Annotated in this window: 14 protein-coding genes; 5 read left to right on the top strand and 9 right to left on the bottom strand. The window is 66.6% G+C overall.

What is annotated here, in order from left to right:
- Positions 1–113: 113 nt before the first annotated feature.
- The 8 genes from hprK to HTY53_RS21595 form a co-directional block, all read right to left on the bottom strand.
- Complete coding sequence (gene hprK / locus HTY53_RS21630) at positions 114–1085, bottom strand: HPr(Ser) kinase/phosphatase (RefSeq protein ID WP_174108618.1); 972 nt, start codon at positions 1083–1085, stop codon at positions 114–116.
- 74 nt (positions 1086–1159) lie between these two features.
- Positions 1160–1615, bottom strand: coding sequence for a PTS sugar transporter subunit IIA (locus HTY53_RS21625; RefSeq protein WP_174108616.1), 456 nt, complete (start codon positions 1613–1615; stop codon positions 1160–1162).
- A gap of 405 nt (positions 1616–2020) precedes the next feature.
- The gene (hpf, locus tag HTY53_RS21620) at positions 2021–2377 is read right to left on the bottom strand and encodes a ribosome hibernation-promoting factor, HPF/YfiA family (RefSeq protein ID WP_006576783.1); all 357 of its coding nucleotides are present in this window, start codon (positions 2375–2377) and stop codon (positions 2021–2023) included.
- Between the two features lie 49 nt (positions 2378–2426).
- Positions 2427–3905, bottom strand: coding sequence for an RNA polymerase factor sigma-54 (locus tag HTY53_RS21615; RefSeq protein ID WP_174108673.1), 1479 nt, complete (start codon positions 3903–3905; stop codon positions 2427–2429).
- Positions 3906–4092: 187 nt separating this feature from the next.
- The gene (gene lptB / locus HTY53_RS21610; RefSeq protein WP_174108672.1) at positions 4093–4839 is read right to left on the bottom strand and encodes an LPS export ABC transporter ATP-binding protein; all 747 of its coding nucleotides are present in this window, start codon (positions 4837–4839) and stop codon (positions 4093–4095) included.
- Between the two features lie 164 nt (positions 4840–5003).
- Positions 5004–5633, bottom strand: a complete 630-nt coding sequence (gene lptA / locus HTY53_RS21605) for a lipopolysaccharide transport periplasmic protein LptA (protein WP_149320118.1) — start codon at positions 5631–5633, stop codon at positions 5004–5006.
- A 122-nt stretch (positions 5634–5755) separates the two neighbouring features.
- Entirely contained in the window at positions 5756–6382 is a 627-nt protein-coding gene (gene lptC / locus HTY53_RS21600) for an LPS export ABC transporter periplasmic protein LptC (protein ID WP_174108614.1), read from the bottom strand.
- Between the two features lie 8 nt (positions 6383–6390).
- The gene (locus tag HTY53_RS21595) at positions 6391–7374 is read right to left on the bottom strand and encodes a KpsF/GutQ family sugar-phosphate isomerase (RefSeq protein WP_174108613.1); all 984 of its coding nucleotides are present in this window, start codon (positions 7372–7374) and stop codon (positions 6391–6393) included.
- A gap of 268 nt (positions 7375–7642) precedes the next feature.
- Here HTY53_RS21595 and HTY53_RS21590 point away from each other — a divergent pair, with 268 nt between their 5' ends.
- From HTY53_RS21590 to HTY53_RS21580, 3 genes are all read left to right on the top strand, one after another.
- Positions 7643–9622 (top strand): monovalent cation:proton antiporter family protein, encoded by a 1980-nt coding sequence (locus HTY53_RS21590; protein ID WP_174108611.1) that lies wholly within the window; start codon positions 7643–7645, stop codon positions 9620–9622.
- An 89-nt stretch (positions 9623–9711) separates the two neighbouring features.
- The gene (locus tag HTY53_RS21585; protein ID WP_174108610.1) at positions 9712–10284 is read left to right on the top strand and encodes an adenine phosphoribosyltransferase; all 573 of its coding nucleotides are present in this window, start codon (positions 9712–9714) and stop codon (positions 10282–10284) included.
- A 209-nt stretch (positions 10285–10493) separates the two neighbouring features.
- A complete protein-coding gene (locus HTY53_RS21580; protein WP_174108608.1) occupies positions 10494–12254 on the top strand; it encodes a Na/Pi cotransporter family protein in 1761 nt (586 codons plus the stop codon).
- Positions 12255–12293: 39 nt separating this feature from the next.
- On the opposite strand, the gene uvrA is transcribed toward HTY53_RS21580, so the two are convergent.
- Positions 12294–15191 (bottom strand): excinuclease ABC subunit UvrA, encoded by a 2898-nt coding sequence (gene uvrA, locus HTY53_RS21575; protein WP_174108605.1) that lies wholly within the window; start codon positions 15189–15191, stop codon positions 12294–12296.
- A 484-nt stretch (positions 15192–15675) separates the two neighbouring features.
- Between uvrA and HTY53_RS21570 the strand changes: the two genes are divergently transcribed.
- Positions 15676–16953, top strand: coding sequence for an MFS transporter (locus tag HTY53_RS21570; RefSeq protein ID WP_174108604.1), 1278 nt, complete (start codon positions 15676–15678; stop codon positions 16951–16953).
- A gap of 209 nt (positions 16954–17162) precedes the next feature.
- Positions 17163–17687, top strand: a complete 525-nt coding sequence (locus HTY53_RS21565) for a single-stranded DNA-binding protein (protein ID WP_174108602.1) — start codon at positions 17163–17165, stop codon at positions 17685–17687.
- The last annotated feature ends 204 nt before the right edge of the window (positions 17688–17891 follow it).

Genomic DNA, 17891 nt, shown 5'->3' with positions numbered 1-17891 from the left:
GCGCAGGCTGGGCGTGATGCCCATTACAGCACAAAACGCTGAAAACCCCAATCAGGTTGACGCTTTCGGCGTGCCCGGAACGCCGATGCGTCCAGAAGCGAATGGCCCGCTGCTCAGAGCAGCCGGCCCTGGCCGCGCGTCGCCGCGTCGGCCTGCATCGCGGCGCGCTGGCGATCCATGAAATCCCGCAGCGTGTCGATGCCGCGCAGGCGCAGGATGGTGTTGCGCACCGCGGCCTCGACCAGCACTGCAAGGTTGCGGCCGGCCGCAACCTGGATCTTCACCATATGGATGGGCAGACCCAGCACGTCGAGATATTGCGAATCGAGCGGCAGGCGCTCGAATTCGCCGTCGTTGCGGCGAACGAGCTGAACCACGAGCTTGAGTTTCATTTTTCGGCGCACCGCGGTCTCGCCGAAGATCGTCTTGATATCGAGCAGGCCCAGGCCGCGCACTTCGAGCAGGTTCTGCAGCAGCGGCGGGCAGCGGCCCTCGACGAAATCGGGGCCAAGACGCACGAAATCGACCGCATCGTCGGCTACCAGGCCGTGTCCGCGCGAAATCAGTTCCAGACCCAGTTCGCTCTTGCCCAGGCCCGATTCGCCCATGATCAGCACGCCCATGCCGAGGATGTCGAGAAACACGCCGTGCATGGTCACGCGCGGCGCGGAAATGCGCGACAGGTACAGGCGCAGATGGTCGATCACCGCCGCTGAGGAAACCGGCGTGGTGAACAGCGGCGTGGAGGAGCGGGTGCAGCGCAGTTCCAGATCCGGCGGCGGCTCCATGCCGTCGGCGATGACGAGGAACGGCGGCTCCAGCAGGATCAGTTCGCCCATCTGGCGCTTGCGCGTTTCGTCGTCGAGCCGCTGGTAGTAGGTGATCTCCGGCTTGCCGAGCACCTGGATCCGGTTCGGGTGGATCAGGTTCAAGTGACCGACCAGGTCGGCCGCCGAGGTCGCCTCCCGTGCGAAGTCCAGATCGAAGGCGCGATCGGCGCCCTCCAGCCCGGCCACCCAGGACAGTTTGAGGTCGGCTGCGTTGTCGTCGAAGATCGACTGGGAGGTGACGCCGGTGAGTTCCATGCGGGGATGAGGCGGGGCGCTAGGGCGGTGGTAAATGCGATCGGTGCGGCGGTCGGCCGCTTACGCCGAGAGGGTCAAGGATGCCATTGCACCAGCAGCTGGTGAACCGCATCGGGCGTCGGCAAAGCGGCGAGGCCTTCACGCATATCGCGATCGGACAATAGCTGAGCGATTTCCGACAGGATTTCGAGATGCTGCTGCGTCGCCTGTTCCGGCACCAGCAGGAAGATCAGCAGCGAAACAGGCTTGCCGTCGGGCGATTCGAACGGGATCGGCTCGGCAAGCCGCATGAAGGCGGCCAGCGGATGCTTCAGCCCCTTGATGCGGCCATGCGGGATCGCCACGCCGGCGCCGAGGCCGGTCGAGCCGAGCGATTCCCTGGCAAAAAGATTGTCGGTCACCGTGGCGCGCGCCACGCCATGGTTGTTTTCGAACAGCAACCCGGCCTGTTCGAACACGCGTTTCTTGCTGGTGACGCTGACGTCGAGCGAGATATTGCCGGGCGGCAGCAGTTTGGCCAAACGGTTCATTTGAAAATGCGCGGAATCCTGAAGCTGGCACCGCCATGCGGTTCTCGCCGGCCGGTGGCCGGCCTGCCGTTGCAAGGCGATGCCTTCGTTGCCGCCGCTTCCCGACTATCAGCGTGCGGCACATTATAGTGCAGGGGGGCTCCCTGCCGTCCGATGCCGATCGCCCCGAGCGGCATTGCGCAATGGAACGGGGCGGGCATTCTCTAGATGTATTGCACAGCATACACCGGGAAGCCCGCCAGACGGAACCCCATTCCGGTTTCATCCTATTGGTTGCAGCGGCTGTGCAGCGATACGGCCACTGCCGCCTCCGCGCGCACGGCGCAAAAAAGCCGTGCTCCAGGCACGGCTTCTTTCCTCGCTTCAAGGCCGGCCGGTGTTCGGGCCGCGCCGAATCGTCTCAAGCTACTGCTGGGCCTGATTGGCCACGAGGCTGCTGTGATACTTCAGCGATTCGCGGTCGTGGCTCTGGACCTTGTCCTTGTATCGGATCACTTGCCGGTCCAGCTTGTCGACCAGCATGTCGATGGCCGCATAGAGATCTTCGTGGTGTGCCTCGACAAAGATATCCTTGCCCTTCAGATGCACATTGATTTCCGCGCGTTGCCGGCGATCCTTTTCCTTTTGGTTGTCCACCGATAGCAGCACGCTGACGTCAATAACCTGATCGAAATGCCTGAGGATTCGCTCCAGTTTCGTTTCCACGTACTCACGCAGGGAAGGCGTGATGTCCAGGTGGTGTCCACTGATCTTGAAGTTCATAGCGCTTCTCCTTCTGAAAGAGTCGCACCAGGCAGGCGATGCGACTCGGCTACAAAGACTTGCGAAGGTTCACGGCCGGGATCTTCAAGGCTTCACGATATTTGGCGACGGTACGTCGCGCCACGACGAAGCCTTGTTCCCCCAGCAGTTCGGCAATCCGGCTGTCGGACAACGGGTTTCTGGGGTCTTCGGCTCCTATCAGCTGCTTGATTAGCGCACGGATTGCGGTGGAAGAGGCGGCACCGCCGGTCTCGGTCGATACATGGCTGCCGAAGAAATATTTCAGCTCGAATGTCCCCATCGGGGTGGCCATGTACTTATTGGTCGTCACACGAGAAATGGTCGACTCGTGTAGACCCAGTGTATCGGCTATCTCCCTCAAAACCAAGGGGCGCATCGCAATTTCACCGTGCGTGAAGAAATTCTTCTGCCGCTCCACGATGGCTTGTGCGACGCGCAAAATGGTGTCGAAACGCTGCTGGATATTTTTGATGAGCCAGCGCGCCTCCTGCAGTTTCTGCTGCAATCCTGCCGCGCCGGTATCGCCTTTCGCACCGCGCAAGATTTGCGCATACATATCGTTGATGCGTAGCCGCGGCATCACATCGGGATTGAGCTGAGCGATCCAGTTATGGCCGCTCTTGCGCACGAATACGTCGGGCACGACGAAGTCCGCTTCGGGCCGGCTGTAGGCATGGCCGGGGTAGGGTGCGAGCGAGCGGATCAGCTCGTGCGCGGCCTTCAACTGCATGTCGTCGACCTGCAGCGCCTTCTTCAGGCGCGTGTAGTCGCGCGCGGCGAGCAGTTCGAGGTGATGGCGAACGATCGTCATCGCCAGATCCCGCTGCGGATGTTCGATGCGACGCAATTGCAGCGACAGGCATTCGGCGGCATTGCGCGCACCGACTCCCGGCGGATCAAAGCTTTGCAGCAGCGTCAGCATCGCATGCACTTCGTCGAGTTCGAATTCGAGCTCGTCGGGCAATTCGGCGAGGATTTCCTCGAGCGAGGCGCTCAGGTAGCCGTCGTCGTCCAGCGATTCGATCAGGAAAATCGCCAGGCCCTTGTCGCGCGTCGAGATTTTCAGCGGCGCCAATTGCTCCATCAGATATTCGCGCAGCGTCGGCTCGGCATCGCGCAATTGCAGCGGCGTTTTCTCGTCCTCGTCGCTTTGCGGACGGCGGGCGAAATCGTCGAGGCTCCAGTCGCCGCCATAATCGTCGCCCGCGCCGTCGGCATAGCCGTCGTCCGCAGGGGCCGCGCCATCGGCGCGAGCGTCGGCAGGGGGGGTGGATTCGGCGTTGGGACTCGCCGGCGTGGTCTGTACATTGATCGAGCCGTCGGCGGCGACCCGCAAAGGGCTTTCGATCCAGTCGTTTTCGCGTTCGAGCAGGGGATTCTCGGTCAGCGCCTGCTCGACTTCCTGTTGCAGTTCCAGCGTGGAGAGCTGCAACAGCCGGATCGACTGCTGCAGCTGTGGCGTCAAGGCCAGATGCTGGGAGAGGCGTAGCTGTAGCGACGGTTTCATGCGGCCTATTTTATGCGCAACTTCGGCCGCGATGGAACGGAATTTGCTATCGGAAGTTTCGATTGCGTGGTCAGAAGCGATTGCCTGATGGATCACCAGCCGCAAGCCAGCTGCCCATCGGCGCATCGCGCACGGACAGGCGCGATCAACCGCACTCGGCCCGAGCGCGGCTGCAGTTCAACCGCCGTTACATGCGGAAGTTTTCGCCCAGATAGACGCGCCGCACCGACTCGTTGGCGATGATGTCCTTGGGCTCGCCCGCCGCCAGCACCGCGCCTTCGCTGATGATGTAGGCGTGGTCGCAGATGCCCAGCGTCTCGCGCACGTTGTGGTCGGTGATCAGCACGCCGATATTGCGTGCCTTGAGGAAACTGACGATGCGCTGGATCTCGCCGACCGCGATCGGGTCGACGCCGGCAAACGGTTCGTCGAGCAGAATGAAGCGAGGCGCGGAGGCCAGCGCCCGTGCGATCTCGACGCGTCGGCGCTCGCCACCGGACAGCGACAGCGCGGGGTTGTTGCGCAGGTGCGCGATCTGCAGGTCGTCGAGCAGGCTGTCGAGGCGGCGCTCGATCTCGGCTGCGGACAGCGCCTTGCCGTTGTCGCGCTGCAGTTCCAGCACCGCGCGGATGTTCTGCTCGACATTGAGCTTGCGGAACACCGACGCTTCCTGCGGCAGATACGACAGCCCCATGCGCGCGCGCTCGTGGATCGGCAGGCCGCTGATGTGCTGGCCATCGAGCACGATGTCGCCTTCGTCGAGCGCCACCAGCCCCACGATCATGTAGAACGAGGTGGTCTTGCCCGCGCCGTTGGGCCCGAGCAGGCCGACGACTTCGCCGCTCTTGACGTCCAGCGACACGTCCTTGACGACGGTGCGCGAGCCGTAGCGCTTCTTCAGATGCCGCACCACCAGATTGCTGGTGACGGGCATCGTGCCGGCGCCAGCGCCGGCTGCGGTGTTGGCGTTGGCGTTGGCGGCAGGAGCGGTTGCGGTGGCGGTGTCGGCAACGGACATGTGGGCAATCCTTTGATGCTGCGTGATGCGAAGCGTACGGAGCGTACTGAGCGTACTTGGCGTCCGGGGCGGGAAGCGAGTCAGGGTTTGGCCGTCGGCGAGCCCTTCAGGTCCACGCCGGCACCGCTGCCGCCGGTCCCCTGGCTCTGGCGCGGCGACAGCACGGCGCGCACGCGGCCGGACGGGTTCGCCGGCGCGGCGTTGCCGCTGCCGCCCGCCGCGGTGTAGAACTCGTTGCGGCTGTCGTAGGTCAGCACCGCGCCGCGGATCTCGTCGACCACCTTGGCGCCCGCCAGGCGCGCCATGCGCGCATTGCCGATCAGCTTGGCCACTTCCTGCTTGCCGTCATATTCGATGCGGTCGCCCCAGCCGTCGATGTACTCGTCCACGTTGTCGCGCTTCTGCCGGATATAGGCCTGCTTGCCGCCCTTGGAGGTGGCCACCGCGTACTGGTAGCCCTCGGGATCGGTGCGCACCTCGGCGGCATCGGACTTCAGCACCATGGTCCCCTTGGTCAGCACCACGTTGCCGGTCAGCGTATAGATCTGCTTGACGTCGTCGTAGCTGGCGTTGTCGGCCTCGAGCACCAGCGGCTTGTCGCGGTCGGCGCGTTCGGCGAGCGCCGGCAGGGCGAGCGTCATGCCGGCGGCGAAGGCGAGCAGCACGGCGGTGGCGCGGCGGCGGGTCCAGGTCGTCAGGGTCAGGGTCATGTTGGCCACGATGGCGTTGATTGGCGTTGTCCGGGAATCGTCCAGAAGGGGCAAGGGGCCCGGACTGGCGCAAGGATCGTTTGGGTGTTGCGAATGTTGCGCGGCTGGCGCGCCGGCAGGCGTCATGGTTTCGCGCCGCCGCCGCGCGGCGCCATCACGATGGTGCCGCGCACATTGCCGAGCAGGTTGACCTCGCGCGTGACATTGTTGAAGACCAGGCCGTTGGCCGTCATCACCGAGGGGCCGCGGGTCAGCTTGACCGGCTTGTCCGTCTTGACGATGTCGTCGTTGATCAGGATCTGGAAGTAGCTCGAGGTCGCGCTCATCTGCGGGTCCTGCGACGGATCGGCGCCTTGCACGCGCACGATATGGGCGTTGCCGTACAGGTCGATCACGCTGGCATCGGCATTCATCTTGCCCACATCGGCGGTACCGGTCACCGGCGGCCGCTCGGGCTCGTATGCGCGCATCGCGGGCCGCGTGACCTCGTAGGTCTGGTCGTCCTCGTAATGGATCATCCGCTCGCCGGTAAAGCGCATCTTGGTGCTGCCGTCCTCGGCCAGTTCGGTCGCGGTGAAGCGCTCCATCCAGTAGTCGGGCACATGGCGCTTCTGGCGTTCGGTATCGCTGACCGGACGCGGCGTATTGATCTGCACCAGCCAGAAGGTACTGCCGGCGACGAGCGCCATCAGCAGCAGCGGCATCAGCCGCAACGCGAGCCGGGACAGGGAGGGAAACAGATCGCGCATGGCGTGCGTCAGATGACCTTGGCCCGGGTCAGGTCATGGATATGCAGCGCGCCGACCAGGCGCTGGTCGGCGTCGACCACCAGCAGCTGATTGATGCGGTTCGCTTCCATGATCTGCACCGCCTCGACCGCGAGCTGGTCCGGCCCGACGGTGAAGGGATTGACATGCATGACCTCGCCGATCGGCACGGTCTTCCAGTCGCGCGGCGTTTCCAGCAGCCGGCGCAGGTCGCCGTCGGTGAAGACGCCGATCGCGCGCCCGTCGGCATCGACGATTGCGGTCATGGCCATGCCCTTGCGGGTGATTTCCATCAGGGCCTGGGCCAGCGGCGTGCTCTCGCGCACCTCGGGCACCGCGTTGCCGGTGCGCATCACGTCCCGCACATGGGTCAGCAGCTTGCGGCCCAGCGCACCGCCGGGGTGCGAGCGGGCGAAGTCCTCTTCGCCGAAGCCGCGCGCATCGAGCACCGCCACCGCCAGCGCATCGCCCAGCGCCAGCGCCGCCGTGGTGCTGGCGGTCGGGGCAAGGTTCAGCGGGCAGGCTTCCTTCTCGACGCGGGCGTCCAGATGCACGTCGGCCAGTTGCGCCAGGTTCGATTCGGCATTGCCGGTGACCGAGATCAGCTTGGCGCCGATGCGCTTGACGATCGGGACGATCGACAGCAGTTCGGAGGTCTCGCCGGAATTGGAGAAGGCGATCAGCACGTCGTCGCGCGTGACCATGCCGAGGTCGCCATGGGAGGCCTCGGCAGGGTGGACGAAGAAGGCGGGCGTCCCGGTCGAGGCCAGCGTGGCCGCGACCTTGCGGCCGATATGGCCGGACTTGCCGATGCCCGAGACCACCACGCGGCCCGAGCACTGCAGTACCAGCCGCACCGCCTGCGCGAAGTCCGGCGTCAGCCGCGACGACAACGCGGCGACCGCATCGGCTTCGATCTGCAGGGTATGGCGTGCGAGCTCGAGTGCTCTTTCCGCATTGAAATTGGCTATCATGGCGACGAAGTATACCAATGAATGCGATGACGCCCGGGCCGGTCGCGGCGCGTCGGGCACGGCGTCCGCGTTCGCGTCCGGGTTCCGTCTCCGCCGGCTTGCCGCCGCCGGAGACATGCCGCTGTGCCGGGCAGGTTCCGTTCCTGGTCCACCGCTTGCTTTACTGCCCGCGCAACTTGCAACCGCCGCCTCGCTACCTGGACCAGGCTCGCACCACCGTTCGCCCCATCGCTCGCCCGATCGCCCGCACCACCACCGGCCCGCCCGAATGCATTCTCCGCTGGACTTGACCCTTGTGCTGCTGGCCGCCGCCGTGCTCGGCGTGGTCGCCTTCCGCATGTTGCAGCTGCCGCCGATGCTCGGCTATCTCGCCGTCGGCATCCTGATCGGGCCCCATGCGCTGGCGCTGGCCAGCGATTCGGGCCAGACCAAGTACCTTGCCGAGTTCGGCGTGGTCTTTTTGATGTTCTCGATCGGGTTGGAGTTCAATCTGGCGAAGCTGCGCTCGATGCGCCGGCTGGTACTCGGTCTCGGCGGCAGCCAGGTGGTGCTGACCATGCTGGCGGTGGCGCCGGTCGGCTGGCTGTTCAGCGCGGTCTTCGACCTGTCGTGGCAGGCGTCGATCGCGCTGGGCGGCGCGCTCGCGATGTCGTCGACCGCAATCGTCTCCAAGATGCTGTCCGAGCGGCTGGAGCTCGAGACCGAGCACGGCCGCAACATCTTCAGCGTGCTGCTGTTCCAGGATCTGGCGGTCGTGCCGCTGCTGATCGTGATCCCCGCGCTGTCGCGCGACCCCGGCGAACTGCCGATGGCGCTTGCGCTGGCGATCGTCAAGATCGTCGTGGCGCTGACGCTGATCCTCGTGCTCGGCAAGCGCGTCGTCAGCCGCTGGTTCCATGTGGTGGCCGCGCGCCGCTCGCAGGAACTGTTCATGCTGAACCTGCTGCTGGTCACGCTCGGCATGGCGGCGCTGACCGAGCGGCTCGGGCTGTCGATGGCACTGGGCGCCTTTATGGCCGGCATGCTGATCGCGGAAACGCCGTACCGGCATCAGGTCGAGGAAGACATCAAGCCGTTTCGTGACGTGCTGCTCGGCCTGTTCTTCGTCACCATCGGCATGCTGCTCAATATCCGCGTGGTGATGGAGAACCTGTGGCTGGTGCTGACGCTGCTGATCGTGCCGGTGCTGTTCAAGTTCCTGTTGATCGCGGGACTGGCGCGGCTGTTCGGCTCGCGGCCCGGCGTGGCGATCCGCACCGGCCTGGGGCTGGCGCAGGCCGGCGAGTTCGGCTTCGTGCTGCTGAACCAGATCGACGGCCTGGGCCTGGTCGATCCGGTGCTGACGCAGGTGATCCTTGCCTCGATGCTGCTGTCGATGCTGGTGGCGCCCTTCCTGATCCAGTACAGCGACGCGATCGCGCTGCGCTTTGCCGCCAACGAATGGCTGTTGCAGTCGCTGAACATGACCCGCATCGCCGCGCAGAGCATCCAGACCGAGAAGCACGCGATCATCTGCGGCTTCGGCCGCAGCGGCCAGAATCTGGCGCGCATGCTCGAGCGCGAGGGCATCGGCTATGTCGCGCTGGACCTGGACCCGGACCGCGTGCGGGAGGCGGCCGCGGCCGGCGATACGGTGGTCTACGGCGACGCCGGCCGGCGCGAGGCGCTGATCGCCGCCGGCATCCATCGCGCCGCGGCGGTAATCATCACCTATGCCAACACGCCGTCCGCGCTGAAGGTCCTGCATCATGTGCACGAACTCGAGCCCGCCTTGCCGGTGATCGTGCGCACGGTCGACGATTCGGAGCTCGACGTGCTGCAACGCGCCGGCGCCACCGAGGTCGTGCCCGAGATCATCGAAGGCAGCCTGATGCTGGCCTCGCACGCGCTGGTGCTGCTGGGCGTGCCGATGCGGCGCGTGGTGCGCGGCGTGCAGCAGGCGCGCGATGCGCGCTACAGCCTGCTGCGCGGCTATTTCCACGGGCGCGACGACGAAGAGGACATGATCGAGCGGGAGTCCGTGCGGCTGCATTCGTTCTCGCTGGGACCGGACGCCACCGCGGTCGGGCGCCGTCTGGGCACGCTGGGCCTCGAGCATATCGGCGTCGAGGTCACCGCCGTGCGGCGGCGCGGCATCCGCGCCTTCGACCCGCAGCCCGACACGGTGCTCGAGCCCGGCGACATCCTGGTGCTGCGCGGCACGCCCGAGGCGCTGGAGGCGGCCGAGCAGCGGATCACCGAGCGCTGAGGGCCAGACAGTTATCCTTGAGGCCTGGCCTCAGAGCCATTCCGGCATTGAGCCGTTCCGACATTCAGCCGTCTTGAGCGTTGTCCACCATGTCCAATCGCACCATCCAGTCCCCGCCCCTGGGCGACGTCACCACCTATCTGCGCGACCGCATCCGCACCGTGCCGGACTGGCCGCAGCCCGGCGTGATGTTCCGCGACATCACGCCGCTGCTGCAGGACCCGAAGACGCTGCGCGTGCTGATCGACGTGTTCGTGCACCGCTATATGGATGCCGGTCTCGACGTGGTCGCCGGCATCGATGCGCGCGGCTTCATCCTGGGCGCGATCGTCGCCTACGAGCTGAACCTGGGCTTCGTGCCGATCCGCAAGAAGGGCAAGCTGCCGTTCCAGACCGTGGCCGAGGAATACGAACTCGAATACGGCAGCGCGACCGTGGAGATCCACGCCGATGCCTGCAAGCCGGGCGACCGCGTGCTGCTGATCGACGATCTGATCGCCACCGGCGGCACCATGATGGCCGGACGCCGGCTGCTGGAGCGGCTCGGCGCGACCGTGGTCGAAGGCGCGGCGATCGTCGATCTGCCCGAGCTCGGCGGTTCGCGCCATCTGCTTGGCAGCGGCCTGCCGTTGTTCACCGTGTGCCGCTTCGAGGGCCATTGAGCGGCGAGCGAGGACAATCCCGCCGCTGCCGCTCCGCGTGCGCGCAAATCGCGCGAATGCCCTTGCCCCAAGCGTTGCAAACCGCACCAACGCCGGACACCCGCGTTGCCCTCGTCCGCAGCCCGGGCGCATAATGGCCGTTCATTCACAACAAGGGCCGGGCGGCCCCTGCCTCTGACCGCCGCACCGGCCGCAATGGGTGCCACACCATGGGCGTTCTGCTTCATCTGCTCTCCGGGGTCGCGCTGCTGGTCTGGGGCACGAATATCGTCAAGGTCGGCATTCTGCGCGTCTACGGCGCGAATCTGCGCCACGTGCTCTCGGCCAGCGTTGCCAATCGCTTTACCGCTTTCGCCGCCGGTCTTGGCGTGACCGGCCTGGTGCAGAGCAGCAACGCAACCGCCGTCATCGTCAGTTCCTTCGTCAGTCAGGGCCTGATCGCGGTCGCCCCCGCGCTGGCCATCATGCTCGGCGCCAATGTCGGCACCGCGCTGATGGTGCAGGTGTTCTCGCTGGATCTGTCGTGGCTGTCGCCGCTGCTGATCTTCGTCGGCGTGATCGCGCATCTGAGCTGGAAGGGCAGCAAGCCGGGCCACGTCGGGCGCGTGCTGATCGGCCTCGGGCTGATCACGCTGGCGCTGGAGCTGATCTCCAATGCGACCCGTCCCGTGGTCGAGGCCGCCGGCGTCAAGGTGCTGTTCGCCAGCCTGACCGGCGATACCGCGCTCGACATGCTGGTCGGCGCCTTCCTGACCGTGCTGTCCTATTCGAGCCTGGCGGTGGTGCTGTTCTGCGGCGCGCTGGCCTCGGCCGGCGTGGTGTCGCTGCAGGTCGCGCTTGCTTTGGTGCTGGGCGCCAACCTGGGCTCCGGCATCTCGGCGTTCCTGACCACCTCGGGCAACAACCAGCCCGGCAAGCGCGTGACGCTTGGCAATCTGCTGTCGCGGCTGCTCGGCTGCGTGGTGGCGCTGCCGCTGCTGGACGAATCGCAGTCCCTGCTGCGCGCGATCGATGCCGACCCGCAGCGGCTGATCGTCAATTTCCACCTGCTGTTCAACGTGGTGCTGGCGATCGCGCTGATCGGGCTGACCGCGCCGCTGGCGCGGCTGTGCGAAACGATCTTGCCGGGCCGGAACACCGGCGAAAGCCAGGTCACCCCGCGCCATCTCGATCCGGCCGCGCTGTCCACGCCGACGCTGGCGCTGGCGAACGCCGCGCGCGAGGTGCTGCGCATCGGCGACCGCGTCGAGCAGATGCTCGACAACATGCTGCGCGTGCTGCGGACCAACGATGCCAAGCTGGCGGCGGCGACCTGCCGCATCGACGACGAGATCGACGATCTCTATACCGCGATCAAGCTGTATCTGACGCGCATCAGCGTCGAGGCGCTCGACGAGCGCGATGGCCGCCGCTGGACCGAGATCATCTCGCTGAACATCAATCTGGAGCATGCGGCCGACATCATCGAGCGGATCCTGATCGATGCGCGCGACAAGAAGATCGCGCACAACCTGGTGTTTTCCGAGGCGGGCATGCAGGAGATCACCGAGATGCACGCACGGTTGATCAGCAATCTGCGGCTCGGGCTGTCGGTGTTCCTGAACGGGGATCTGAAGAGCGCGCGGCAGCTGATGATGGAGAAGGCGACCTTCCGCGAGCTCGAGCGCAAGTATTCGCATACCCACCTGCGCCGCGTGGCGACGCAGACGATCGAGAGCATCGATACCAGCTCGCTGCACCTGGACGTGATCAGCGACCTCAAGCGCCTGAACTCGCTGTTCTGCGCGACCGCGTACCCGGTGCTGGAAGAAGCCGGCGCGCTGGACCGCAGCCGGATGCGCGACGAGGACGGCCGCGACGCCGAGCAGGCGCGGCCGCTCGCGGGCGCAGGTGCCGGCGCAGGTGCCGCTGCCGGTGTCGGCAATGGCGCGCCCACCCAGCCGCTCGCGCCGCGCGTGCGGCCAGAGTAATCGGGGTAGCGCCCAGCGGGGGCAGGACGCCCCCGCGTCTCAGCGACGCTTGACCCGCCGCGCCGGCTCTTCGACCGGGCGTTTGAGCAGCGGCGCCAGATACTTGCCGGTGAAGCTCGCCTTGCTGGCCGCGATGTCCTCCGGCGTGCCGCGCGCGATGATCTGCCCGCCGCCGGCGCCGCCCTCGGGGCCGAGGTCCAGCACCCAGTCCGCGGTCTTGATCACATCGAGGTTGTGTTCGATGATCACTACGGTATTGCCCTGGTCGCGCAGCTTGTGGATGACCTTCAGCAGCAGCGCGATATCGTGGAAGTGCAGGCCGGTGGTCGGCTCGTCGAGGATGTACAGCGTGCGGCCGGTATCGCGCTTGGACAGCTCCAGCGACAGCTTGACCCGCTGCGCCTCGCCGCCCGACAGCGTGGTCGCCGCCTGGCCCAGCCGGATATAGCCCAGCCCCACATCGAGCAGCGTCTGCAGCTTGCGCCGCACCACCGGCACCGCGCTGAAGAACTCGTACGCCTGCTCGACCGTCAGCTTCAGCACCTCCGAGATGTTCTTGCCCTTGTACAGCACCTCCAGCGTCTCGCGGTTGTAGCGCTTGCCGTGGCAGACATCGCAGGGCACGTACACGTCCGGCAGGAAGTGCATCTCGACCTTGAGCACGCCGTCGCCCTGGCAGGCCTCGCAGCGTCCGCCCTTGACGTTGAACGAGAAGCGGCCCGGATCGTAGCCGCGCTCCTTGGCCGACGGCACGCCGGCGAACAGTTCGCGGATCGGCGTGAACAGGCCCGTATAGGTGGCCGGATTCGAGCGCGGCGTGCGGCCGATCGGGCTCTGGTCGACGTTGATGACCTTGTCGAAGTGCTCCAGCCCGTCGATGCGGTCATGCGGCGCCGGCTCCGGCGTCGAGCCGTACAGATGGCGCGCCACCGCGGGATACAGCGTGTCGTTGATCAGAGTCGACTTGCCCGAGCCGGACACGCCGGTCACGCAGGTCAGCAGGCCGACCGGAATCTCGGCATTGACGTGCTTCAGGTTATTGCCGCTGGCGTTCAGGATGCGCAGCATCCGTTCCGGGTCCGGCGTGGCGCGCGTGTCCGGCACCGCGATGCTGAGCTCGCCCGACAGGTACTGCCCCGTCAGCGAGGCCGGCGACGCCTCGATCTGCGGCGGCGTGCCCTCGGCAACGATCTGGCCGCCGTGCACGCCCGCGCCGGGCCCGATATCGACCACATAGTCGCTGGCGCGGATCATGTCCTCGTCGTGCTCGACCACCAGCACCGAATTGCCGATATCGCGCAGATGCTTGAGCGTGCCGATCAGCCGGTCGTTGTCGCGCTGGTGCAGGCCGATCGACGGCTCGTCGAGCACGTACATCACGCCGGTCAGCCCCGAGCCGATCTGCGAGGCCAGCCGGATGCGCTGCGCCTCGCCGCCCGACAGCGTGTCCGCGCTGCGCTCCAGCGACAGATAGTCGAGCCCGACGTTGTTCAGGAAGTTCAGCCGCGCCGAGATCTCGCGCACGATCTTGTCGGCGATCTCGCGCTTGGCGCCCTGCAACTGCAGCGTCAGGAACCAGGTCAGCGCGTCGCGCAGCGGCCAGCCGCTGATCTCGAAGATCGCGCGTGCCTGTTCGCCATCGCCGACCTTCACGTGGCGCGCCTCGGTGCGCAGCCGCGTGCCGTGGCAGGCCGGGCAGGGCTGGTTGTTCTGGTACTTGGCCAGCTCCTCGCGCACCGCGACGGAGTCGGTTTCGCGATAGCGGCGCTCCAGATTGGGGATGATCCCCTCGAACACATGCGAGCGCGTGGTGGTGCGGCCGCGTTCGTTCATGTAGGTGAACGGGATCTCGGTCTCGCCCGAGCCGTGCAGCACCACCTGCTGCACGTCGGCCGGCAGGTCTTCGAAGGCGGTGTCCAGATCGAAGTCGTAGAACGCCGCCAGGCTCTGCAGCATCTGGAAGTAGAACTGGTTGCGGCGGTCCCAGCCCTTGATCGCGCCGGAGGCCAGCGACAGGTTGGGAAAGGCCACCACGCGCTTCGGATCGAAGAAGGTGATCTGGCCCAGGCCGTCGCAGCTGGGGCAGGCGCCCATCGGGTTGTTGAACGAGAACAGCCGCGGCTCGAGTTCGGGCAGCGAGTACGAGCAGATCGGGCAGGCGAACTTCGAGCTGAACAGATGCTCGGCGCCGCTGTCCAGCTCGAGCGCGATGGCGCGTCCGTCGGCCAGGCGCAGCGCGGTCTCGAACGATTCCGCCAGCCGCTGCTTGATGTCCGCTCGCACCTTGACGCGGTCCACCACCACTTCGATGCTGTGCTTCTCGGTCTTCTTCAGCTTGGGCAGCGCGTCGACCTCGTAGACCTTGGCCTGCGCCTCGTGCGCGGCGCCGCCGCCGGACCGGATGCGAAAGCGCACGAAGCCCTGCGCCTGCATCGTTTCGAACAGGTCGGTGTGCTCGCCCTTGCGGTCGGCCACCACCGGCGCAAGGATCATCAGCTTGGTGTCCTCCGGCAGGGCCAGCACCGCGTCGACCATCTGCGACACGCTCTGGGCCTGCAGCGGCAGGTCGTGGTTGGGGCAATACGGCGTGCCGGCGCGTGCGTACAGCAGGCGCAGGTAGTCGTGGATCTCGGTGACGGTGCCGACCGTCGAGCGCGGGTTGTGGCTGGTGGCCTTCTGCTCGATCGAGATCGCCGGCGACAGGCCTTCGATCAGATCGACATCGGGCTTCTCCATCAGCTGCAGGAACTGGCGCGCGTAGGCCGACAGCGACTCGACATAGCGGCGCTGGCCCTCGGCATAGAGCGTGTCGAAGGCGAGCGAGGACTTGCCCGAGCCCGACAGGCCGGTGATCACGATCAGCTTGTTGCGCGGCAGATCGAGATTGATGTTCTTCAAATTGTGGGTGCGGGCCCCACGGATTCTGATTTCTTCCATATACCGTTTGTCTTCGCCAGGCGGGGCCGCCAGTCGGGGTCGACAGGCCGGTCTCACGGAGCGCCCGCACCAAGGCTGGCCGCGGGCGTACGCTCAAAGCAGGAAGCAGGCCGGGGCCCGGGCGGGTGACACGGGTGGGGCGCAGAGGGCGTCCGGCGGCCGCTTTGCCGCCGTTTCCGTTGCCACTTGCCGCCGTTTCCGTTGCCACTTGCCGCCACGTCCGTGCCGCTGGTCGTTGGACTCGCCAGCCTGGCCATTTCCTGCCGATCCGGCGTCGGGCGCCGGGAGCAAACCTGCTAATATACCGAACTTCGGTTTCCGGGGTTGCCCCGCCTGTGCCCTTGCTGGCGAGGGGGCGCGGCTCCGGCGCCCGGCACGGTGGCCACGGTGGCGGTTTGGATGGCGCCCCGGCATGGCCGCGCACCGCGGCGCGGGGCCCGGCGCACGGCCGGCCACCCGTCTCACCCGAGTCCCCACGAGCGCAATGCCGTCGACCCAGTCTTCTTCCCCAGCCGCGGCCGATGGTGCCGAACGAGCAGCCGGCACGGTTTCCGCACGGATGACCCGTCTCGAATTGCGCGCCAGCGTGTCGCTGGCCAGCATCTTCGCGCTGCGCATGCTGGGCCTGTTCCTGATCCTGCCGGTCTTCGCCGAATACGCCCGTACGCTGCCCGACGGCCACGACGCCCAGCGCATCGGCCTGGCGATGGGCATCTACGGCCTGATGCAGGCCTTTCTCCATATTCCGCTCGGCTGGCTGTCCGACCGCGTCGGCCGCAAGCCGGTGATGATCGGCGGCCTGCTGGTGTTCGTCGCCGGCGGGCTGGTGGCGGCGTTCTCCGACACGCTGACCGGCATCATCGCCGGCCGCGCGCTGCAGGGCACCGGCGCGATCTCGGCGGCGATCACCGCCTGCATCGCCGACCTGACCAGCGAGCGGCATCGCACCAAGGCGATGGCGATGGTCGGCGGCAGCATCGGGCTGACCTTCGCGCTGTCGCTGGTGATTGCCTCGCCGCTGCTGCGCACCATCGGCATGCCGGGCATCTTCACGCTGATGTCGGTGCTCGGCCTGCTGGCCATCGCGGTGACGCTGTTCCTGGTGCCGACCCCGCCGCCGCCCCACCCGGACCAGCTGCCGCTGCACAAGGTGTTGCCGAGGGTATTGCTGAACCCGGATCTGGCGCGCATGAACGTCGGCGTGCTGGCGCTGCATGCGTCCCAGGTCGCCATGTTCATGGTGGTGCCGGGCATGCTGGCCGATGCCGGCATGCCGGTCGATTCGCACTGGAAGGTCTATCTGCCGGTCGTGCTGGTGTCGTTTCTGCTGATGCTGGCGCCGATGATGGCGGCCGAGCGCTATGGCCGGATTCGCCCGGTGCTGCTGGGCGCGGTCGCGCTGATGACGGCGGTCCAGCTGCTGTTCGCCGCGGTGCATGGGCTGTGGCCGCTGGTCGGGGTCCTGCTGCTGTTTTTTGTGGCGTTCAACGTGCTGGAGGCGATGCAGCCCTCGCTGGTGTCGCGCTATGCGGCCTCGTCGCGCGGCGCCGCGCTCGGCGTCTACAACACCACGCAGGCAATCGGGTTGTTTCTGGGCGGCGCGGTCGGCGGCTGGCTGCTGCAGCATGCCGGCCGCAGCGCGGTCTTCCATGGCTGCGCGGCCGTGCTGGTGCTCTGGCTTATAATCGCCTGGGGCATGAAGCCGCCGCCCGCGAGGGTCCGCCACGGCGGCCCGGACAGCGAGCCGCAGCCGGCGCACTGAGGCGGCGGCCAAGCGAAGCACGACGTATCCAGGGCGGTCCACGGCGGCGGCCGCATCACGCGGAAACGCTTTGCGGCGCCGGCCCGCACTACCATCGGCGCGCCGGGCGCAAATCAGCGGCCGTAAAGCAGTCCAATCAGTCAATAGAGTCAAATCAGTCAGCACATTGCCGCGCCGCCCACCGGGGCGCGGTTATCGGAGAACACCTCATGGCATCCGTCAACAAAGTCATCCTCGTCGGCAACCTCGGCGCGGACCCCGAAACGCGCTATATGCCCAGTGGCGATGCCGTGACCAATATTCGGCTGGCCACCACCGACCGCTACAAGGACAAGCAGAGCGGCGACATGAAGGAGCTCACCGAATGGCACCGCGTGGCCTTCTTCGGCAAGCTTGCCGAGATCGCCGGCCAGTACCTGCGCAAGGGCTCGCAGGTCTATATCGAAGGCCGCATCCGCACCCGCAAGTGGCAGGACCAGTCCGGCCAGGACAAGTACAGCACCGAGATCGTCGCCGAGCAGATGCAGATGCTGGGCTCGCGCCAGGGTGGCGGTGGCGGCGAGGAAGGCGGCGGCTACGCGCGCGAATCGTCGGGCGGCGGTTATGGCGGCGGCGGTGGCGGCCGTGGCGGTGCGCAGGGCGGTGGCGGCGGTGGCCAGAGCGGCGGCGCGCGCCGGCCCCAGCAGTCGCCGTCGAACGGCTTCGAGGATATGGACGACGATATTCCGTTCTGAGTCCAGCCTGACCGCTTCACCGGCAGTCGATCGAGCCCGCTTCATGCGGGCTCTTTTCATTTGGACAGCCGGTGTTGCCCGCGGGTTTGCGCATCTTCGCCTATCCAAAGAACATCCCCGCAGATATCGATATCCCCTTTCCTTCGTTCCGCTTCAGGATCGCCGTCCCTATCCTCTTGGCTTGTTGATCCAGCCAAGAGGACC

Source organism: Cupriavidus gilardii (assembly GCF_013314895.1).
Lineage (GTDB): Bacteria > Pseudomonadota > Gammaproteobacteria > Burkholderiales > Burkholderiaceae > Cupriavidus > Cupriavidus gilardii_C.
The sequence above is the reverse complement of the archived record's forward strand: the minus strand, read 5'-3'. Positions and strand labels throughout refer to the sequence as shown.